Source organism: Alloactinosynnema sp. L-07 (genome assembly GCF_900070365.1).
Classification (GTDB): Bacteria; Actinomycetota; Actinomycetes; order Mycobacteriales; family Pseudonocardiaceae; genus Actinokineospora.
Genome location: NZ_LN850107.1, coordinates 5,406,499 through 5,427,495, shown reverse-complemented (window position 1 = coordinate 5,427,495; position 20,997 = coordinate 5,406,499). Strand labels below are relative to the sequence as shown.

18 protein-coding genes are annotated in these 20,997 nt (G+C 71.1%); 11 read left to right on the top strand and 7 right to left on the bottom strand.

The genetic code is table 11. From position 1 onward, the window contains the following. Positions 1-22: 22 nt before the first annotated feature. Positions 23-3,904, bottom strand: coding sequence for a Pls/PosA family non-ribosomal peptide synthetase (locus BN1701_RS24470; RefSeq protein WP_054056101.1), 3,882 nt, complete (start codon positions 3,902-3,904; stop codon positions 23-25). A gap of 248 nt (positions 3,905-4,152) precedes the next feature. On the opposite strand from BN1701_RS24470, the gene BN1701_RS24465 reads away from it, so the two are divergent. The 9 genes from BN1701_RS24465 to BN1701_RS24425 all read left to right on the top strand — a co-directional run bounded on the left by BN1701_RS24465 (position 4,153) and on the right by BN1701_RS24425 (position 15,175). Then, positions 4,153-4,452 (top strand): PadR family transcriptional regulator, encoded by a 300-nt coding sequence (locus BN1701_RS24465; protein WP_054052584.1) that lies wholly within the window; start codon positions 4,153-4,155, stop codon positions 4,450-4,452. A gap of 19 nt (positions 4,453-4,471) precedes the next feature. Continuing rightward, positions 4,472-5,560 carry a VWA domain-containing protein gene (locus tag BN1701_RS24460; protein ID WP_157368197.1) on the top strand — a complete coding sequence of 363 codons (1,089 nt, stop codon included), beginning with the start codon at positions 4,472-4,474 and terminating at the stop codon, positions 5,558-5,560. Beyond that, a complete protein-coding gene (locus BN1701_RS24455; protein ID WP_054052580.1) occupies positions 5,553-6,662 on the top strand; it encodes an XdhC/CoxI family protein in 1,110 nt (369 codons plus the stop codon). The genes BN1701_RS24460 and BN1701_RS24455 overlap by 8 nt, the downstream gene beginning before the upstream one ends. Positions 6,663-6,790: 128 nt before the next feature. Beyond that, positions 6,791-7,330: a (2Fe-2S)-binding protein gene (locus tag BN1701_RS24450; protein WP_054052578.1), complete on the top strand. Its 540-nt coding sequence runs from the start codon at positions 6,791-6,793 to the stop codon at positions 7,328-7,330. Next, entirely contained in the window at positions 7,330-9,699 is a 2,370-nt protein-coding gene (locus BN1701_RS24445) for a xanthine dehydrogenase family protein molybdopterin-binding subunit (RefSeq protein WP_054052576.1), read from the top strand. The genes BN1701_RS24450 and BN1701_RS24445 overlap by 1 nt, the downstream gene beginning before the upstream one ends. 178 nt (positions 9,700-9,877) lie before the next feature. Further along, positions 9,878-10,732, top strand: coding sequence for a xanthine dehydrogenase family protein subunit M (locus BN1701_RS24440; protein WP_054052574.1), 855 nt, complete (start codon positions 9,878-9,880; stop codon positions 10,730-10,732). Positions 10,733-10,744: 12 nt separating this feature from the next. Further along, complete coding sequence (locus tag BN1701_RS24435; protein ID WP_054052572.1) at positions 10,745-11,686, top strand: SRPBCC family protein; 942 nt, start codon at positions 10,745-10,747, stop codon at positions 11,684-11,686. Positions 11,687-11,721: 35 nt separating this feature from the next. After that, on the top strand, positions 11,722-12,843 hold the full coding sequence (locus BN1701_RS24430; protein WP_054052570.1) for a CapA family protein: 1,122 nt from the start codon (positions 11,722-11,724) through the stop codon (positions 12,841-12,843). Between the two features lie 70 nt (positions 12,844-12,913). Then, positions 12,914-15,175 (top strand): ATP-binding domain-containing protein, encoded by a 2,262-nt coding sequence (locus BN1701_RS24425; RefSeq protein ID WP_054052566.1) that lies wholly within the window; start codon positions 12,914-12,916, stop codon positions 15,173-15,175. A gap of 104 nt (positions 15,176-15,279) precedes the next feature. On the opposite strand, the gene BN1701_RS24420 is transcribed toward BN1701_RS24425, so the two are convergent. From BN1701_RS24420 to BN1701_RS24400, 5 genes are all read right to left on the bottom strand, one after another. Next, the gene (locus BN1701_RS24420) at positions 15,280-15,759 is read right to left on the bottom strand and encodes a hypothetical protein (RefSeq protein WP_054052565.1); all 480 of its coding nucleotides are present in this window, start codon (positions 15,757-15,759) and stop codon (positions 15,280-15,282) included. A 3-nt stretch (positions 15,760-15,762) separates the two neighbouring features. After that, positions 15,763-16,371 carry an RNA polymerase sigma factor gene (locus BN1701_RS24415; RefSeq protein ID WP_054052564.1) on the bottom strand — a complete coding sequence of 203 codons (609 nt, stop codon included), beginning with the start codon at positions 16,369-16,371 and terminating at the stop codon, positions 15,763-15,765. Between the two features lie 131 nt (positions 16,372-16,502). After that, positions 16,503-16,823 carry a protease inhibitor I42 family protein gene (locus tag BN1701_RS24410; RefSeq protein WP_054052562.1) on the bottom strand — a complete coding sequence of 107 codons (321 nt, stop codon included), beginning with the start codon at positions 16,821-16,823 and terminating at the stop codon, positions 16,503-16,505. A 90-nt stretch (positions 16,824-16,913) separates the two neighbouring features. Then, on the bottom strand, positions 16,914-17,318 hold the full coding sequence (locus BN1701_RS24405) for a hypothetical protein (protein WP_054052560.1): 405 nt from the start codon (positions 17,316-17,318) through the stop codon (positions 16,914-16,916). 11 nt (positions 17,319-17,329) lie between these two features. Beyond that, entirely contained in the window at positions 17,330-18,448 is a 1,119-nt protein-coding gene (locus BN1701_RS24400) for a C1 family peptidase (protein WP_054052558.1), read from the bottom strand. Positions 18,449-18,573: 125 nt separating this feature from the next. Between BN1701_RS24400 and BN1701_RS24395 the strand changes: the two genes are divergently transcribed. Together BN1701_RS24395 and BN1701_RS24390 are read left to right on the top strand one after the other, a co-directional pair. After that, entirely contained in the window at positions 18,574-19,125 is a 552-nt protein-coding gene (locus tag BN1701_RS24395) for a YbaK/EbsC family protein (RefSeq protein ID WP_054052556.1), read from the top strand. A gap of 73 nt (positions 19,126-19,198) precedes the next feature. Beyond that, positions 19,199-19,891 carry a response regulator transcription factor gene (locus BN1701_RS24390; RefSeq protein ID WP_231949690.1) on the top strand — a complete coding sequence of 231 codons (693 nt, stop codon included), beginning with the start codon at positions 19,199-19,201 and terminating at the stop codon, positions 19,889-19,891. Here BN1701_RS24390 and BN1701_RS24385 read toward each other — a convergent pair. Then, the gene (locus tag BN1701_RS24385; protein ID WP_054052555.1) at positions 19,862-20,995 is read right to left on the bottom strand and encodes an LOG family protein; all 1,134 of its coding nucleotides are present in this window, start codon (positions 20,993-20,995) and stop codon (positions 19,862-19,864) included. The two genes, BN1701_RS24390 and BN1701_RS24385, sit on opposite strands and share 30 nt — an antisense overlap. Positions 20,996-20,997 lie beyond the last annotated feature (2 nt).

Sequence of the window (20,997 nt, the reverse complement as noted above, 5' to 3'; positions counted from 1 at the left end):
GCTCCATTCAACAACAGACCGGTCAGCGGCCCGCGGGCCACACCGCGATCGGGTTGCCCAGCCACCGAGAACCATCGGGCACGGACTCGCCGCGCATGACGAGCGACGCCGGTCCGACCGTGGCGCGCGCGCCGATCGACGCGCCGGGCAGCACGATGCCGTGCGGGCCGAGCGTGCCGCCGTCAGCCACGGTCACCGAGGCCATGCTCATGATCCGGTCGTGGAACAGGTGGGTCTGCAGCACGCAGCCCCGGTTGACCGTCGCCCCGTCGCCGATGGTCACCAGGTCGTACTCCGGCAGCCAGTACGTCTCGATCCACGCGCCCCTGCCGATCTTCGCGCCCAGGCTCCGCATCCAGGTCGACATCAGCGGCGTGCCGTGCGCGGGCGCGGCGAACCACGGCACCGCCAGCATCTCCACGAACGCGTCGGCCAGCTCGTTGCGCCACACGAACGAGCTCCACAGCGGACGCTCGATCGCGGTGAAGCGGCCGACCAGCGTCCACTTCGCCAGCGCCGCGACGGCGCACGCCACGATTCCCGCGCCCAGCAGCAGCGCGCCGCCGAACAGCAGCGACCAGCCAAGGCCGATCGCCTGGAAACCGGCCGTGACCAGCACCGCGAGTGCCACCGACGCCATCACCGGGAGTACCCGGCAGAGCTCGACGAGCCCGCGCGCGACCATCAGCCGCTTCGGCGGGGCGAACGTCGTGCTCTCGTCGCCCGACTCGACCGTGCGGGGCAGCCGCATCGGCGGCATGCCCAGGTACGACGAGCCTGCCTTGGCCTTCTTCGGCGTCGAGGACAGCACGCCGACCAGGCCACCCTTGGGCACCTTGCGGCCCGGCGCGGTCATGCCCGAGTTGCCAAGGAACGCCCGCTTGCCGATGCGCGCCTCGGCGATGCGCATCCAGCCGCCGCCCAGCTCATAGGAGGCGATCATGGTGTCATCGGCCAGGAACGCGCCGTCGTCCACAGTGGTCATCTTCGGCAGGGCCAGCACGGTCGACGCCTCGACGCCGCGGCCGACCTTCATGCCAAGGGCCCGCAGCCAGACCGGGGTCACCAGGCTCGCGTAGAGCGGGTAGAGCCCGCCACGCGCCAGGTCCATCAGCCGCTCGGTCGCCCACGCCTGCCACGCGACGCGGCTGTGCACCGCGTGGTGGCCGGGGCGCAGGCCGATGCTCAGCGCGCGGACCGACACCAGGACCAGTAGCGCGTACGCCGCCATCCAGGTCAGCGTGACCAGCGGGACGGCGAGCAACGCCTGCCCGAGGGCCGCGCCCAGCGTCGGCGTGCCCGCGACGAAGGCGGCCATGACCAGCAGCGCCGGGACCGCGGCGAACACCGGGACCAGGCCGAGCGCGAACGACGTCACCGCGTAGGTGGCGATCCAGCGCTTGCGGCGCGGGGGGCGGCGGTTGGGCCAGTGGTGGGTGGCCTTGCCGGTGCGGCCTGCGGGCGAGCCCGCCCAGTGCTGGCCGGTCGGCACCGAACCGCGCACGCCGGAGCCGGGGGCGACGTCGGCGCGCTTGCCGATCCGCGCGCCGGGGAACAGCGTGCTGCGGGAGCCGACCGTGGCGCCCGCGCCGACCCGGATCCGGCCGACATGCAGCACGTCGCCGTCGAGCCAGTGCCCGGACAGGTCGACCTCGGGCTCGATCGCGGCGCCCTTGCCCAGCTTGAGCATGCCGGTGACCGGCGGCAGCGAGTGCAGGTCGACGTCCTTGCCGATCTTGGCGCCCAGCGCGCGGGCGTAGTGGGTCATCCAGGGCGCGCCCGCGAGGTTGGTCGCGCCGGACAGCTCGACCATCCGCTCGGCGGCCCACAACCGCAGGTGCACGCCGCCGCCGCGCGGGTACGTGCCGGGCTTGACGCCCTTGAGCAGCACGCGCGCTGTCGTGGCCGCGATAGCCATGCGGCCCCACGGGCTGAGGAACACCAGCCAGCCCGCGAACACCAGCCACCACGACACCGTCGGCGCCCACGGCAGCTGGATCAGGTTGTTCAGTGCCGCCAGGACCACGACCCAGCGCGCGGCCACGACCGACAGCATCGGGACGGTCGCCAGAGTCTGGATGACCTGCGCCTTGCGCGGCGTCGGAACTATGTCGCGGTCCACCTGGACGCTCGCCTTGGCCGCGTCGATCAGCTTCGCGAGCGCGCCCAGCGTGGCGTTCTGGTAGACGTCGTAGACGGAGATCGTCGGGTAGACCTCGCGCACCTTCGACACCAGCTGAGCAGCGGAAAGGCTGCCGCCGCCGTGGGTGAAGAAGTTCGCGTCGGGGGTGCTGACGCCGATGCCCAGCAGGTCGGTCCACAGTCCGGCCAGCCACGCCTCGGTGTCGCTGAGCGCGGCCAGGTCGACGTCGGTGGTGTCCAGCGCGGGCAGCGGCCACGGCAGCGCGTTGCGGTCGACCTTGCCGGACGTGCGCGTCGGCAGCGTGTCGACCTCGGCGATCAGCGGGACCAGCGCGGCGGGCAGCGCGGTGCGCAGCCGCTCGACGGCCTCGGCCTGGTCGAACCCGGCGCCCGCGACGACGTAGCCGACGAGCAGCTGGTTGCCCGCCTTCGTCGTGCGCACGGCGGCCGCGGCGCCCGCGACCTCCGGCAGCGCCTGCAGCGCGGCGTCGACCTCGCCCAGCTCGATGCGCCTGCCGCCGAGCTTGATCTGCTCGTCGGCGCGGCCCAGGAACAGCAGGCCCTCGGGCTCGGCCTTGACCATGTCGCCGCTGCGGTAGGCGCGGGACCAGGCCAGCGCGGGCAGCGGCGCGAACTTCTCGGCGTCCTTGGCCGGGTCGAGGTAGCGGGCCAAGCCGGCGCCGCCGATGACCAGCTCGCCGGACTCACCCATCGGCAGCAGCTCGCCGGAGGCGTCGACCACGGCCAGCTCCCAGCCGTCGAGCGGCACGCCGATGCGCACCGGACCCTCGCCGGTGAGCTGGGCGGCGCACGCGACCACGGTGGCCTCGGTCGGGCCGTAGGTGTTCCACACCTCGCGGCCGGGCACGGCCAGCCGTTCGGCCAGCTCCGGCGGGCACGCCTCGCCGCCGAAGATCAGCAGGCGGACATCGTCGAGCGCCTCGGCGGGCCACAGCGCGGCCAGCGTCGGGACGGTGGAGACGACGGTGATCTCGCGTTCGACCAGCCACGGACCCAGGTCGACGCCGGTGCGCACGAGCGATCGCGGGGCAGCGACCAGACAGGCGCCGTTGCGCCAGGCCAGCCACATCTCCTCGCAGGAGGCGTCGAACGCCACCGACAGGCCCGCCAGCACGCGGTCGTCGGTGCCGATCGGCTCGCCGGGCAGGAACAGGTCGGCCTCGGCGTCGACGAAGGCGGCGGCCGAGCGGTGGCTGACCGCCACGCCCTTGGGCTTGCCGGTCGAGCCGGAGGTGAAGATGATCCACGCGTCGTCGTCGGGCGACGGGCTGCCGAGCAGGCCGATCGGCGTGCCGACCAGGCTCAGCGCGCGCTGCTCGCCCAGGATCGCGGCCACGCCCGCCTCGCCGAACACCAGGTCGGCGCGGTCCTGCGGGTCGTCGAAGTCGACCGGAACGTACGCCGCGCCCGCGGCCAGGACGGCCAGGATCGAGACATAGAGGTCGGCGGTGCCCGACGGGACCCGGATGCCGACCCGGTCGCCCGCGCCGATGCCCGCGTCGTTGAGTCGACGGCGGAGCACGTCGACCTCGGTGAGGAGCGCGCGGTAGGTCAGGACGGTGGTGCCGTCATCGATGGCGTCGGCGGAGGGGTGCTGCGTGGCGGTGGCGGCCAGCACGTCGAGGAGGGTGCGGGGCGCGCTCTCCGGGCAGGCGCGGAACACGGCGAGCCCGCGTTCTGCGGCGTCAGCCAGGAGGTCGGGAGTGTGGAGCAGAGTGGTCGACTGGTCGACAACCGTCATCTGGTGCACCGCTTGGTCGAACGCATCTCTTACCCTTTCACCGGGGCCGTGACCTGGGTACTTTACCTGGAGTTCACCCAGCTGGTCGCGCATTCGGCGCTCGGCCGTGGCGGGATTCACACGTCCGTGTCAAGGAACATAAGATCGGCTTCTGATATCGGATCTCGATACCGAGCGATCATGGCAAGGGAAATAAGAAGGATCATCAGAAATCGCCAACCGATATCGAGATGCGATATCGTAGACCGATGGATGTGGTCCGGGACTTCAAGAACGGCGCGCTGCGGCTGCGCGTGCTCCAGTACGCCGCGTCGGCCGAGGTGCACGGGGCGTGGGTGACCGAGGCCCTGACCGGCCACGGGTACACCGTCTCGCCCGGCACGCTCTATCCCCTGCTGCACCGCCTGCAGGAGGCAGGCCTGCTGAAATCGCGCGGAGACGTGGTCGACGGCAGGCGTGTGCGGCTCTACAAGGCGACCAAGCGCGGCAAGAAGGTCCTCGCCGACTGCCGTGCCGTCCTGGCCGACCTGGTCGAAGAAGTCGTCTGATCAGGCGCACACTGGTTCTGTGGACCCACTGCCAGGGCTTGTCGGCTTCGCCACCGCGTTGCGCGAAGCCGGGGTGGCGTGCGGTCCCGCGCAGGTCAGGGCCTATCTGGACGCCGTCGCCGTGCTCGACGCCGCCGACGTCGGCCAGCTCTACTGGGCGGGCAGGCTGACGCTGTGCGCCGAGCCGGATGAGCTGCCGCGCTACGACGACGCCTTCCACGCGTGGTTCGCGGGCGAGGCACCGGGGGTGCCGAAGCGGACCCGCAAACCCGCGGTCAAACGCGGCTTTCTTCGGGCCACCGGCGATCTTGGGGCGGGCGCCGACGTGGCCGTCCGCGACGTCGAGCGAACGGCCAGCGACACCGAGGTGCTCCGCCACCGCGACATCTCCGGCCTGACCGCCGACGAGCGCGCCCACCTGCGCGACCTCATCGCCCTGCTGCGTCCCGACCCGCCGCTGCGACCGGCCCTGCGCTGGCGGCCCGACCGGCGCGGCCCGATCGACGAGCATCGCACGCTGCGAATCCTGCGCGCGGCCGGTGGTGAACCGGTCCGTCTCGCCCGCAAGCGCAGGCGCAGCCGCCCGCGCCGGATCGTGCTGCTCATCGACGTGTCCGGCTCGATGTCGCCCTACGCCGACGCGCTGCTCCGCTTCGCCCACGCGATGGCCCGTCGCTGCCCGGTCGAGGTGTTCACCCTCGGCACCCGGCTGACCCGCCTGACCAGGCAACTGCGCCAGCGCGACCCCGAGTTCGCGCTCGCGGCCGCCGCCCGCGCGGTGCCAGACTTCGCTGGCGGCACCCGGCTGGGCGAGACGATGCGCGCCTTCCTCGACCGGTGGGGCCAGCGCGGCGTCGCGCGGCAGGCCGTGGTCGTGGTCTTCTCCGACGGCTGGGAGCGCGGCGACCCGGCCCTGCTCGGCGAGCAGATGGCCCGGCTCGGGCGGCTGGCGCACCGGGTGCTGTGGGTCAACCCGCACGCGGGCAGCCCGGAGTATCAGCCGGTGCAGTCCGGGATCGCCGCGGCCCTTCCCTATCTTCATCAGTTGCTGGCCGGGCACAGCCTGGCCACACTCGACCGACTGCTGCGGGAGGTACGCCGTGCGTGACGTGCTCGACGAGGTGATCCGCCGCTGTTCGGCAGGCGAGTCGGTGGCGATCGGGACGGTCGTGGCGACCTTCTCGTCGGCGCCGCGCGCGCCGGGGGCGTCGATGCTGGTCGCCGCCGACGGAACGGCGTCGGGCAGCGTGTCCGGCGGGTGCGTGGAGGGCGCGGTCTACGAGGTCGGCCGGGAGGTGCTGGAGACCGGCAAGCCGCTGCTGCAGCGCTACGGGGTCAGCGACGACGACGCGTTCGCGGTGGGCCTGACCTGCGGAGGGATCATCGACATCTATGTGGAGAAGGTCGATCTCGATTCCTTCCCCGCGCTGCTGTCGCTGGCCGAATCCGTCCACGCGGAGGTTCCTGTCGCGGTCGCGACAGTCGTGGCCCACCCCTCTCTCGTAGGCGCCCGTCTGGTGATCTGGCCGGACCGCGTCGAGGGAACGATCGGGTCGGACCGCATCGACTCGGCGGTCGTCGACGACGCGCGCGGCCTGCTCGACGTCGGCCGGACCGGGACCCTCGTCTACGGGCCGGACGGCGAGCGCCGCGGCGAGGGGCTGTCGGTGTTCGTCAACTCCTTCGAGCCGCCACCGCGCCTGCTCGTCTTCGGCGCGATCGACTTCGCCGCCGCCATGGCGCGGCTCGGTGCCTATTTGGGCTACCGCGTGACGGTGTGCGACGCGCGGCCGGTGTTCGCCACGACCAGCCGGTTCCCCGGCGCGCACGAGGTGGTGGTCGACTGGCCGCACCGCTATCTGGCCGCCGAGATCGCCGCCGGTCGGGTGGACTCGCGGACCGTGGTGACGGTGCTGACCCACGACCCGAAGTTCGACGTCCCGGTCCTGGAGGTCGCGTTGCGCGGCAAGCTCGCCTACGTCGGCGCCATGGGCTCGCGTCGCACCCACGACGACCGGATGGCCCGCCTGCGCGAGGCCGGGCTGACCGAGAGCGAACTGTCCACACTGTCCTCACCGATCGGCCTCGACCTGGGCGCGCGTACCCCGGAGGAGACCGCGGTGTCGATCGCGGCGGAGATCATCGCCCTGCGCTGGGGCGGCAAGGGCGAGCGGCTCACGGGCATGTCCGGCCGCATCCACGGCGAGTAGCGGTCGGCTGGACCTCTGACCGTTCGGGGGAGTTGTCCACAGGTGGGGCACGTGGGGTTGTGGGTGTGGGCGAACAGGGGGAGGCTCGTTTGTGAGCCCCGTCACCCCCGCTCTCGCTTGGAGGCACGATGCGCATCACCGTCAACGTCGACGGCACGAGCTATGCCGACGACGTCGAGCCCCGGCAGTTACTGGTGCACTATCTGCGCGACACCCTGGGCAAGGTCGGCACGGTTGTCGGCTGCGACACCAGCAACTGCGGTTCCTGCACCGTCCACCTCGACGGCCACAGCGTGAAGTCGTGCTCGGTCCTCGCGGTGCAGGCCGACGGCTGTGAGGTCACCACGATCGAGGGACTCGCCCGCGACGGCAAGCTGCACCCGGTCCAGCAGGCCTTCCAGGACAACCACGCGCTGCAATGCGGCTTCTGCACGCCGGGAATGATCATGCAGTCGATCGACCTGCTGGCCAACAACCCGGATCCGGACGAGGACGCGGTCCGCCACGGCCTCGAAGGCAACCTCTGCCGCTGCACCGGCTACCAGAACATCGTCAAGGCCGTGCGCGACGCCGCCCACCACATGCGGCCCGGCGCGGGACCCGAGGTCGAGCGGGTCACTGAGGCGCAGAGTTCCCGCACGCCGAGCCAGGTCACCGGAGGCGAGTGATGACCGCGACCGTCGAACCCGAGGTCGGCAAGGCCCGGATCCGCAAGGAGGACGCCCGGCTGATCACCGGCCGCACCCGCTGGACCGACAACCTGACCCTGCCCGGCCTGCTGCACATGGCGTTCCTGCGCAGCCCGTCCGCCCACGCCCGGATCGCCTCGATCGACACCACCGCGGCCAAGGCCCGGCCCGGCGTGATCGCGGTGTTCACCGGCGCGGACCTGGCCGCCGAGCAGGGCAGCCTGCCGTGCGCGTGGCCGATCACCGCCGACCAGAAGGCCCCGTCCGCGCCCTCGCTGGCGGTCGACACGGTCAACTTCGCCGGTGAGGCCGTCGCCGTGGTCATCGCCCGCAGCAAGGCCGAGGCGCACGACGCCCTGGAACTGATCGACGTCGACTACGACGACCTGCCGCTGGTGCTGGACCTGGAATCGGCCATCGCCGACGGCGCCGACCTGGTCCACCCCGACCTGGAGACGAACACATCCGCTGTGTGGGTCTTCGACTCGGCCGCGGCGGGCACCGGGTCCGACGTGGCCGACGCCATCGCGGGCGCCGAGGTGCTGATCGAGCGGACCTACCGCCAGCAGCGGCTCATCCCCGCGTTCATGGAGCCGCGCTCGGTCATGGTCGACCCAACCGGCGAGCAGTACACGATGTGGTCGGCCACCCAGATCCCGCACATCCTGCGGCTGATGCTCGCGCTGACGACCAACACCCCGGAACACAAGGTGCGGGTCATCGCGCCGGACGTCGGCGGCGGGTTCGGCGGCAAGCTCCAGGTCACCCCGGAGGAGGTCGTCTGCCTGCTGGCGGCGAAGCGGCTGGGCAAGCCGGTCAAGTGGACCGAGTCCCGGTCGGAGTCGCTGCTTTCGGCCCACCACGGCCGCGACCAGCTGCAAAAGCTCACGCTGGCCGCCAACCGCGACGGCACGGTCACCGGCCTCAAGGTCGAACTGCTCGCCGACATGGGCGCCTACCTGCGCCTGGTCACCCCGGGCGTGCCGATCCTGGGCGCGTTCATGTTCAACGCGATCTACAAAATCCCGGCCTACCACTTCGCCTGCACCAACGTCTTCACCAACAAGACCCCGACCGACGCCTACCGCGGCGCGGGCAGGCCGGAGGCCACGTTCGGCATCGAACGGCTGATGGACGAACTGGCCGCCGAACTCGACATGGACCCGCTGGAGGTCCGCGAGAAGAACTGGATCAAGCACGAGGAGTTCCCGTTCACCACGGTCGCCGGGCTGACCTACGACTCCGGCAACTACGAGGCCGCCACCGCCCGCGCGAAGGAACTGTTCGACTACGACGGCCTGCGCGCCGAACAACGCGAACGGCGCGAACGCGGCGACCTGGTCCAACTCGGCATCGGCATCTCCACGTTCACCGAGATGTGCGGCCTGGCCCCGTCCCGCGTGCTGGGCGCCCTGTCCTACGGCGCGGGCGGTTGGGAACACGCGGCGATCCGGATGCTGCCCAGCGGCAAGGTCGAGGTCGTCACCGGCTCGTCGGCGCACGGCCAGGGCCACGAGACGGCGTGGAGCCAGATCGTTGCCGACCAGCTCGGCGTCCCGTTCGACAGCATCGAGGTGCTCCACGGCGACACCCAGATCGCGCCAAGGGGCATGGACACCTACGGTTCGCGCTCCCTGACCGTCGGCGCGATGGCCGTGCTCAAGGCGGGCGAGAAGGTCATCGCCAAGGCCAGGCGCATCGCCGCGCACATGATGGAGTGCGCCGAGGACGACCTGGAGTTCGCGGGCGGCCAGTTCACCGTCAAGGGCACCGACAAGTCGACCGGCATCGCCGACATCGCCCTGGCCGTGTTCGCCGCCCACGACCTGCCCGACGGCGTCGAGCCGTCCCTCGACTCCGAGGCCACCTACGACCCGGACAACTTCTCCTTCCCGCACGGCACCCACCTGTGCGCCACGGAGGTCGACACCGAGACCGGCATGGTGAAGATCCGCAAGTACGTGTGCGTTGACGACGTCGGCAAGGTGGTCAACCCGATGATCGTCGACGGCCAGGTCCACGGCGGGCTGGCCCAAGGACTCGCGCAGGCTCTGTACGAGGAGGCGATCCACGATGAGAGCGGCACGCTGACCACGGGCAGCTTCGTCGACTACCTCGTCCCGTCGGCGGCCGACCTTCCGACCTTCATCACCGACCGCACCGAAACGCCGTCGACGACGAACGCGTTGGGCGTCAAGGGCGTCGGCGAGGCAGGCACGATCGCCTCAACCCCGGCGGTGGTCAACGCCATCATCGATGCCGTGCGCCACCTGGGCGTCGCCGACATCCCGATGCCGTGCACCCCCATGCGCGTGTGGTCGGCGATCCAGGCCGGAGGTGCCCGATGACCCCGACACCTCCGCGGCGGCCGGTGGGCGATGCCTCGGCATTGCTTGGCCACGCTCCCGCCATCCCAGCCACGATCGACTGTGTCCCGCCACCGACGCGGGCGGGCACGACGCGTTGCTTCGACGCCGACAACGTCCCAGCTCGGGCGTGGTCCCTGATCCAGCCCGGAGGTGCCCGATGATCCCGGCGGCATTCGACTACGTGGCACCCTCCACAGTGGACGACGCGGTCCGCGCCCTGGCCGAGGCGGGCGAGGACGCCAAGGTCCTCGCGGGCGGCCAGAGCCTCATCCCCGTCCTGCGGATGCGCCTGTCCGCGCCGACCAAACTGATCGACCTCGGCCGGGTCGCCGCCATGCGCGGCATCCGCGACGACGGCGACGTGATCGTCATCGGCGCCATGACCACCCACTACGACGTCCAGCGCGACCCCCTGGTCACCGAGCACGCCCGGCTGATCCAGGTCGCCACCGACAAGGTCGCCGACCCCCAGGTCCGCCACCGCGGCACGTTCGGCGGCTCTCTCGCCCACGCCGACCCGGCGGGAGACCTGCTCGCCCCCGCTCTGGCCATGGACGCCACCTTCGTGGTGTCGGGCATGGACGGCAGGCGCGTGATCCCGGCGGCGGACTTCTTCGTCGACTACTTCACCACGGCGCTGAAGGCCGACGAGCTCCTCGTCGAGGTCCGTATCCCCAAGCACACCGGCTGGACCGCCCACTACGAGAAGTTCAACCGCGTCGCCCAGTCCTGGTCCATCGTCGGCGTCGCCGCCACCGTCCGCGCCGAGGGCGGCACCATCACCGAGGCCCGCGTCGCACTGACGAACATGGCCCCGGTCCCGGTCCGCGCCCGGTCGGTGGAAGAGGCACTGGTCGGCAAACCCGCCACCGCCGACACCATCAAAGCCGCCGCCGCCCACGCCGCCGACGGCACCGCCCCGACGACCGACGCCAACGCTGACCCAGCCTTCCGCCAACACCTGGCCCGCGTCCTCACCGGCCGAGCCCTGACCGCCGCCGCGGGCGTCTGAGAGAGGACCAGCGTGCAGCTCGACCACAGCTTCACCGTCCCAGCCGACATCGACACCGTCTGGGCCGCCCTGATGGACCCGGAACGGGTGGCGCCCTGCATGCCGGGCGCCACCCTGACCGAGTACGAGGGGACGACGTTCGCCGGGACCGTGAAGGTCAAGCTGGGTCCGATCTCCTTGGTCTACAAGGGTTCCGGCGAGTTCATCGAAACCGACGAGGACACCCACCGGGCCACCATCAAGGCGGCGGGCAAAGACTCCCGAGGCAACGGCACCGCCGCCGCGACCATCGCGGTAACCCTGACCCAACACGGCGAGTCGACCACCGGCCGGGTCGTCACGGACCTGGCCATCACCGGCAAGCCTGCCCAGTTCGGCCGCGGCATGATCGCCGAGGTGGGCGGCAAGATCCTGGAAACCTTCGCCACCTGCCTAGCCGCCAAACTAGCCGCCCCCGCCACGGACACCGCTGCCGCTGAGCCACCCGCCGCCGACTTGGTTACGGCGGCGGCCGCCGCCGCACCGAAACCGAAGGCGCCCAAGGCATCCACCAAGGCGGGCCAAGCCACGCCCGCCAGTCAGAACGCCTCCCGTCCGATACCAGACTCCACGCTCGCCGAGCCCACACGCGCACCGGCCGATGCCGCGCGCAAGTCCGCGTCCGCCGAGCCGGCCCGCGAGTCCGCGCCCGCCACGTCCGCATCCGGCCCAGCCGAGTCCGAGGCTGCTGAGTTCAGGCCTGCTGAGCCCGGTCCAGTCGAGTCCAAGGTCGCCGAGTCGAGGCCCGCCGAGCCCGAGTCCGATCGCTCCCAGCGGCAACTCCATGCCGTCCCGGAGTCCACCGCCCCCATCGATCTCCTGGAGTACGCCGGGCCCTCCATCAGAAAGCGCCTGCTCCCGCTCGTCGTGGCGCTGGTGATCGCCGTGGTGGTGATCCTTCGCCGCAAACGCTGACCGCACCGCCATCGTTGCTCCAGTACCGTGCCCGCATGCGCAGCAGTCGACTCCCCGCGGTCGCCCTCGCCTGCATGCTCGCCGGGTGTTCCGCTTCGGAACCAGGCCAGACCAGTCAGCCGGTGCCCACGCCCACCCAGCCGTCGCCCTCCGTCGACCAGCCCAAGTCGTTCACCCTCATCGCGGGCGGCGACGTCCTCATCCACCCCGCCCTCACCGACCAGGCCACCGAGGACGGCAACGGCGCCCGTGACTACAAGCCTCTCTTCGCGGGCGTCAAACCCGCCATCGAGCAGGCCGACGTCGCCCTCTGCCACCTCGAAGTCCCCATCGCCACGACACAGGGCCCGTTCAAGGGCTACCCGACTTTCAACGCGCCCCCCGAGGTCGTCGAGGCGTTGGCCGCGATCGGGGTCGACGTCTGTTCGACGGCGTCCAACCACACCATGGACCAGGGTGCCGCCGGGGTCGTCGGGACACTCGACGCGCTCGACAGGGTGAAGATCGAGCACGCCGGGTCGGCGCGTTCGCCCGCCGAGGCGGCCAAGCCGTTGGTCCGCGCGGTCGGCGGGGTGAAAGTCGGGTTCTTGTCCTACACCTTCGGCTTCAACAAGGGCACGTCCCGCCCGGCACCGTGGATGGCGAACCTGATCGACCCGAAAGCCGTGATCGCCGAGGCGAGGGCGGCCCGTGCGGCAGGCGCCGAGGTGGTCGTGGCGAGCCTGCACTGGGGGATCGAGGGCAAGCACGAGCCGTCGCCCGACCAGGTGCGCATCGCCAAGCAGGTCCTCGCCGACCCGGCCGTCGACCTGATCATCGGCCACCACGCGCACGTCGTGCAGCCGTTCGAGAAGGTCAACGGCAAGTGGGTGACCTACGGCCTGGGCAACCAGGTCGCCAAGCACGAGCAGCCGAAGGGGAACACCGAGGAAGGCGTTCTCGCGCGGTTCCGGTTCACCAAGACCGCGCAGGGCTGGACGGTGGACAAGGCCGAGTACCTGCCCACGCTGGTCGACCTCGGTCCGCCGATCCGCCTGCGCGACCTGACCGCGGCCACCGCCACCTCGCCGCGCGTGCAGCAGGCGCTGGACCGGACCGACCAGACCGTCCTCAGCCGCGGCGCGGCGGCCGACGGACTGACCCGACCGGGTGCGTGAAAGCGCGCGCCGATTCGCGGTATATTCAGTGGCTGAAACAAGAAAAGCGACCGAATTCGGTCGCTGCGAAATGAATTATATGTCACGTGGAGGGCGTTTGTCAACCGAGCTCGACGCGGAGCAGGAATACGTTTCCCTGCTCTACGCGCACCTCGATGAACTTCGGGCCGACACCGACCACCGGCTGGCCAAGACCCTGCGTGAGACCAGCAGCAACCCGCAGGCGATGACCCAGCGCGACGCCGCCACCGCGCATTACGGCGAGCAGTTGGCGCAATACGGCGCCGTGGAGAACGGCCTTTGTTTCGGCAGGCTCGACTTCGCCGACGGCACCCGTTCCTATATCGGCCGCATCGGCCTGTTCGACGAGGACCACGATTACGAGCCGTTGTTGCTCGACTGGCGCGCGCCCGCGTCCCGGCCGTTCTATCTGGCCACCGCCGCCTCCCCCGACGGCGTCCGCAGACGCAGGCACATCCGCACCAGCAGGCGCAAGGTCACCGGCATCGATGACGAGGTCCTCGACCTCGGCCCCGGCGAGCACCACGTCCACGAAGGACTCGCGGGCGAAGCGGCCCTGCTCTCCGCCCTCAACGCCACCCGCACCGGCCGGATGAGCGACATCGTGGAGACCATCCAGGCCGAGCAGGACGAGATCATCCGCTCCGGCCTCAACGGCGTCCTCGTCGTCCAGGGCGGCCCCGGCACCGGCAAGACCGCCGTCGCCCTGCACCGCGCGGCCTACTTGCTCTACACCTACCGCGAGCAGCTCTCCCGCCGCGGCGTGCTGATCGTCGGTCCTAACGCGACATTCCTGCGGTACATCGGCCAGGTCCTGCCGTCCCTCGGCGAGACCGGCGTGCTCCTGCAGACCGCCGGGGAGCTGTATCCCGGTGTCGTCGGCACCCGCCACGAACCCGCCGCCGCGGCCGAGATCAAGGGCCGCATCACCATGGTCGACGCACTCCGTCGAGCCGTCCGCGACCGCCAGGAACTGCCCGACGAACCCGTGGCGCTTGTTGTCGAGAGAGAGGAACTGGTCCTCGACCGCGACACCGTCGCCGACGCCCGCACCCGTGCCCGGCGCACCCGCCGCCCGCACAACGAGGCCCGCCCGGCCTTCGCCGAGGCCATCGTGACCGCCTTGGCTCAGCAGGAGGCCGACCGCCTCGGCGCGGAGTTCCTCGACGCGGCCGACCTCGCCGACATCCGCCGCGAACTGGCCGAGGAGGAAACCGTCCAAGACGCCATCGATCAGCTCTGGCCGCTGCTCACTCCGCAGCGTCTCCTGTCCGATCTCTACGCGAGCGAGGACCGCCTCGCTGTCGCCTTCCCTGATGTCGAGAACCGCGACCTCCTGCGCCGCGACCCGGACCTGGGCTGGACAGCCGCCGACGCGGCGTTGCTCGATGAGGCCGCCGAACTCCTCGGCGTGGACGACCGCGCCGAACGCGCCGCCGCCGAACGCCGCCGCCGCGAGGAACAGGACTACGCCCAGGGCGTGCTCGACATCCTGCAGTTGGAGGACGACGCCGACCCCGACATCCTCACCGCCTACGACCTGATCGACGCGGGCAGGCTGGCCGAGCGACACGACGACGAGGACTACCGGACCGCCGCCGAGCGAGCGGCCGCGGACCGCGCGTGGACGTTCGGCCACGTGATCGTCGACGAGGCCCAGGAGCTGTCGCCGATGGCTTGGCGGGTGCTGATGCGCCGCTGTCCGTCCCGCTCGATGACGCTGGTCGGCGATGTCGCCCAGACCGGCGACCTGTCCGGCGCGGATTCCTGGTCCGACGCGTTGGCCCCCTACGTCGAGGACCGCTGGCGGCTGGCCGAGCTGACCGTCAACTACCGGACTCCCGCCGAGATCATGGCCGTGGCCGCCGAGGTCCTCGCCGAACTCGCCGTCGACATCGAGCCCCCGCGCAGCGTCCGCCAGACCGGCGCCCACCCATGGCGCCACGAGGTCGTCGAGCTGCCCGCCGCCGTCGCGGCCCTGGTCGGCGACCACGCCGAACCCGGCACCCTGGCGGTGCTGGCCCCGGAGACCCTGGTCGCCGACATCGGCCGGGCAGTGGTCGGCGAGATCCCGGACGCGGCCGTCGGCGACCAACCCGACCTGGAGAACAAGATCGTCGTTCTGACCGTCCGTCAGGCCAAGGGCCTGGAGTTCGACTCGGTGCTACTGGTCGAGCCCGCCGCCGTCGTCGCCGAGTCCCCGCGCGGCCTCAACGACCTCTATGTCGCGCTGACCAGGGCGACCAGGCAAGTGGGTGTGGTCCACACCGCCCCGCTGCCCGCCGCCCTCAAAGCCCTGACCGAACGCTGAGCCGATTGTCCGACAATCCCCTTGTTGAACAATCCTATTGTTGAACGATTCTCGGCTCTAGCCCGCACACACCACGGTCGGCAGGACCTCGGTCCGCGTGTCCGCTACAGCACCACGGTCGGCGTGACCACGGTTCGCGGCTTGCCACCGTTCATCCGAACCAGGATCTGCGTCGTCCCGCGCGGCACCTCGGTCAGCACGAATCGGCCGCCCTCGTCGGCCGTGGTGGCCGTGGAGCCGTGGTCGGCGACGCGGACCTCGACACCGTGCTCGCCCGCGGGGACCAGCCAGCCGTCGATCCGCTGGCGCTCACCGGTCCGGGTGACGTTCACCATCACCGTCAGGTCCCCGACGAAGAAGGTGATCGTCCCGGGGGCGCCGCTGCGCACGCCGACCAGCGGGCGCTGGTCGGCCCAGCGGGCCGCCTCCAGCTCCACCTCGGCGTCGATGTCCTCGATGGCGATGGCGAACTGGGCCCGCTCGACCAAGCCGACCGGCACCGGGTCCAGTTCGTCGACCAGATGGGTGACCTGGGCCAGCCAGTAGTCCCGCTCGGCGGGTTCCATGTCGTACTCGGTCTTCATGTCTCAGTCCCCATCCCGATCACTGACGTCGTACAGGTCGCGCAAGGAGTTGAGACAGCGGCCGCGGGTGGGTCCGATGCTGCCATGAGGCATGCCCATCCGCTCGGCCACGATCCGGTACTCGGCCCGGCCCGCCAGCACCGTCAGCCGCAGCAGCTCCTGGCAGCGCATGGGCAGCCGCTGGAACGCCGACCACAGCTTGCGGTCGCGCTCGTCGCGCAGCACCTCGGCCTCCGGCATCGGCTCAGTGCTCAGTTGGTGCTCGGCGACCTCGGGCGACAGCTCGACCTGGCCGTTGCCGCGCTGGCGGGTCCGGTTGGCCTCGCGGCGTGCGGTCGTGATCAGCCAGCCGACCAGTGCGCGCGGCTCGGCGAGGCGGTCGACGTGTCGCAGTAACGCCAGCCAGACCGTCTGCACCACGTCCTCCGCCGCGGACCTGTCCAGTCCCGTTCCGCGCGCGACATGCCAGACCAGCGGCGTCAACTCGGCCACGAGCACGTCCAGCGCGCCCTTGTGGCCTTCCCGCGCCGCGATCATGCAGGCCGCGTGCCGGTCTGACCCTTCCAGCCCCTCCCAGGGCGGATCGGCCTTTACCGTGCGGAGCTCGGTCACCGCTCCCACCCCATCTTTCGTCTGCCGGGGTTGTGCATTCTCGTGGCAATGGTTACATCGCTCTGAAGTGGGCCGATGCGTCGGATCCACGGTCGACTCACTCGAACTGGTGAATATTACGATTGAGCTATTCACAGCGCGTGCAATACGAAGGTCAAGGCCTCCCGCGCCTCGCCTTCCCAGGGTCTGGCGAGTTCGGCTCGCAGCTCGTGCAGACCCGCCGCGGTGACGTCGAAGGCCAGCCTGCGCTCGCCCGCCGAACCCGGCGCGTCCAGGCCGGTCATCGCCGCGTCCACATGCTCGTCGGCGAGCATGCGCAGGGTCACCGGCAGCCGCCACCGCCACCGGTAGCCCGTCGTGGGCGACTCCGGCAGCCTCAGCTCCACCGTGTCGCCACGGTGTAACTCCGTCGGCCCGTCGGCGTCCGCCGCCGACAGGTGCACCAACGCCATGGCTGGCTCCTCTTCGCATACCCGACCTTCTTGGGGAGAGTGTCGGCCGGACAGGTCCCCCGCGCCTGTCCGGCCGTCACGTTTGGGTGGTCAGACCAGCAACTGATCGATTCGGCCAGCGGCGTCCTCGTGGTAGTCGACCGGCAGGTTGTCGTGGGTGGCCATGGTGGCGAGCACGGCCATGTGGCTGTGGCCGGACTCGGAGGCGGGCGACAGCCGCTTCCAGCCGATCCCGTCCACCCAGACCCACACACCGGTACTTGAGTCGTAGGACCACAGGTGGGTGATCATGCGGTTGGTCACCCAGCCCGCGGCCTGGGGCGCGGCGGCGTCGAGGCTCGGCGGCCTCGGGGCCGCGACCTCGGCGACCGCGGCGCTCATGCCGTCGGTGCCCGCCGGGATGGGCGGCATGATCGAGGCGATGTCCAGGTCGACGGGCAGTTCGGGCGCGGAAGCCGGGCTCTTGCGGGTTCGCCGCGGATCGGTGGTGGTCATGGCGATTCCCTTCAGTTCGCGACGAGCACGGTGCTCAGCTCGGTGCCGTTGATGTACGGGGTCACGAGGTGCCCGCTCGCCCGCGCGTGGGTGAGCTCGGCCAGCTTGTTGGTCGTAGTGGCCGCGCCGCCCGCCACGTGCGCCCAGCCGAAGTTCTGCAGGTAGGCCCACCCGTTGGCATCGTTGGCGGTGGCGAACAGCCGCAGCGCGCGCTGGGCGGGCAGCCACGCCTTGAGGTTCACCGACTTCACGCCGAACACGGTCGGCCGGGCGCCGGGGTAGTCCTCGATGAACGAGTCGCCGTAGGCGATGCGGAAGTAGCCGCCGTCGCCCCAGCCGGTGCCCCAGGAGTTCTTCGCGATCCAGCAGCCCGCGGCGTCGTCCCAACCGATCAGGGCGACGCAGTGTCCGCCCGCGACCGTCGAGGTGGTGTGCCGGTAGACGCCGGTGCGGTAGTGGAAGAAGTCGTCGTAGACGACGAAGCAGGTGGCGACCGCGCCGTAGGTACTCAGGTGGGCCTTGATCGCGGCCGGGTTCGCGGTGAGATCAGTCACACCGATGGACTTGGCCAGCCGGTTGGGCCAGTCGGCGTTGGGCGATCCGGTGCCCGCGTCGTTGTACGGGAAGTAGTCCTCGAAGGTGACGCCGAGGGCGGCGGTGTCGGCGAACAGGTCGTCGGGCCAGGACCCGGAGCCGCAGGTGTAGCCGCGTGCCTTGGCGTGCACGTGGTACAGGTGGGCCTCGGACAGGTCCAGGGACAGGCCGGGGGCGCCGCGGGTGAACGCGGCCGTGCTCTCCATCGCCGCGACCGTGCCGAAGGCGACGCAGGAACCGCATCCGCCCTGGTCACGGATGCCGGTCACGTAGTTGCGGCCACCCACGTCCCGCAGGTCGAACTTGGCGGGCAGGGCGATGTCGGCGGCCTGCGCCGCGGCGGCCATGGCCTCGGGCTGGCCCTCTCGCGCGGCGATCTCGTCGGCGCTCGGCGCGGGGACACCAAGTCGGGCGGCCCGCCATTCGGCGGAAAGTCGGCTCATCCGCGTCTCGGCGGCCTGCCACGGGTGGCCCTGCTGGGAAAGGGTCTCTCGGACAGCCGCGATCTCCGACGACTGCGGTCGATCGGGGCTCATGTCGTCTCGCCTCTGCTCTGAGTATTTCCACGGACACCAGCTAAGAGCGAGCCCCCGGCCGCTGGATACGTTCGCGACCGGCCGAATTGCGTCATGGCTGTGCTGTGCCGGCTAGCCTTGGGGGCGTGACCTGGAGCATCGCCGGAACCCTGACCGTCCTCCCCGCGCTCGACCATCCCGAACTGCTCGCCGAGCCGGTCGCGAAAGCGCTTGCGGCGCTCGATGGGGCCGACCGTGTCGGGGTGGCCGCCATCGATCCCGACCTCGCCGACACCGCCGAGTTCTGCGCGGCCTACGGCTCGCCGCTGGACGCGTCGGCCAACTGTGTCGTCGTGCTCGGCAAGCGCGGCGGCGACGAGAAGCTGGCCGCGTGCCTGGTCATGGCCACCACGCGCGCCGACGTGAACGGCCTGGCCAGGCGCACGATCGCGGTCCGCAAGGCGTCGTTCGCGCCGATGGACCGCGCGGTCGCGGAGACCGGGATGGCCTACGGCGGGATCACCCCGATCGGGCTGCCCGCGGGCTGGCCGCTGCTCATCGACGCCGCCGTCGCCGCGGCGCCCGAGGTGGTCATCGGCAGTGGTCTCCGGGGCAGCAAGCTGCTCGTTCCCGGCGACGTGCTCGCGGGCGTGCCCGGCGCGGTCGTGCTCGACGACTTGGGGCGTTCACCCGAATAACCTACGAAGGTCGGTAGCCCCGCACCGTCCCGGTCAGGTCCTATTCACCAAGCTGACTGGAAGGGGCGAACCGGTGACAACGCAGTTCGATGTGGACGGTCCGGCGGTGGAGCGGGCGACCGTGCGCGTCGGTGTGGTGGACGACGAGCCGATGGCGCGCGCGTTCGTCGCCAAGATCCTGGCCTCGGCCCCGGATCTGCACGTCGTCGGCGAGGGCGCCGACGGCGGCGAGGCGCTGCAGCTGGCCCGCACCCAGGAACTCGATGTCCTGCTGCTCGACCTGCGGATGCCCCGGATGGACGGGCTCGACGCGCTGCGCGAGCTGCGCAGGCTGCCGGTCATGCCCGCCGTCGTCGTGCTCACGACCTTCCACGCCGACCAGGCCGTGGCCTCGGCGCTGCGCCTGGGCGCCAAGGGCTTCCTGCTCAAGCATGTCGACCCGGCCGAACTGGTCCGCGCGGTGCGGGTGGCCGCGCGCGGCGGGGCGGTGCTCGACCCGACGCTGACCCACGACCTGATGGGCCATCTCGCCTCGCACCACCTCGACCGGATCGGCGCCGCCGCCGAGGTCGCCCGGCTCTCCGCGCGGCTGCGCGACGTGCTGCGGCTGGTCGGGATGGGCCGCAGCAACAACGAGATCGCCGAGGAACTGCGGCTGTCCGACTCGACCGTGCGCGGCTACGTCTCGGAGATCCTCGCGGCGACCGGCTGCTCGAACCGGGTCACCGCGGCCGTCCTAGCCCAGCGCGCCGGTCTGCTCGACTGACGTCGAATAGGTCCTGAGCAGGGCGACAGCCTCGTCGGCGTCGTCGGTGACCAGGATCAACGGCTCGGCCTCCCTGCCCTTGGCCAGCTTGCGCACCAGGGGCGCGGCAGGCACGTCCTCGGTCCAGAACCGGGCCCCGAGGAAGATCATCGGCGCGGGCGGGCCGACCGAGGAGTAATGGTTCTGGGTGTAGTCCTGGAACACCTCCTGGACCGTGCCCGCGCTGCCGGGGGTGTAGATGATGCCGCCGGTGGCCACGGTGAGCAGGCCGTCCTCGCGCACGGAGTTGGCGAAGTACTTCGCGTGCAGCTGGCAGAAGGGGTTCGGCGGCTCGTGGCCGTAGAACCAGGTGGGGATGCCGATGGTGCGGATCTCGCCGTCGGGTAGGTCGACGGCGAGTCCCGCGGCCAGCCAGCGGCCGATCTCGTCGACGTCGACCGTCGCACCGCTGGCGAATTTTGGAGCGGCGGCGAGGACGTCGAGTGTGGCGTCCACAGTGGCCTGATCGCCGAGTCGGACGCCGAGCGGGACGGCCTCCATCGCGCCGGGGCCGCCGCCGGTCAGGACCGTGAAACCTTGCTGCCCCAAGGTGATGCCCAGGTTGACAGCGTCGCGGTAGCCATCGGAGTCGCGGGTGAGCGCGTGGCCACCCATGACGGCGACGGGGTGCCCGGTGAGAACGTCGGCCAGCGCCTCGGAGATGCTGTGATCGTGCAGGCGCTCGGTCAGCGCGTGCAGCGGGTCGAGTGCGGTTTCCTTGGCGTGTCGGTAGATCCGTGCGTCCGGGGTGTCCGCATAGGACTCCGGGCGGGCCGGGTCGAAGCCGTCGAACAGCTCATCGGCGGTGTAGAGGGTCGCGCGGTAGGTGTCGTATGGCAGGTCCGGCACGACCGGGAAGACCAGCGCGCCCGCCGCCTGCGCGCGCCGCGCCGCCTCCGGGGTCAGCACGCAGCCCAGCAGCAGCGCGCCGTCCATCGCCGTGCGCAGCAGCGCGTCGTCGTCACGGGCCGTCAGATCCAGCCGGGTGAGGACGACTCCGCGCAGGTCGCGGTCGTCGGCGCGATGTCCGCGCAGGGTGTCCAGGTCGGTGATCTCGGTCCGCACGC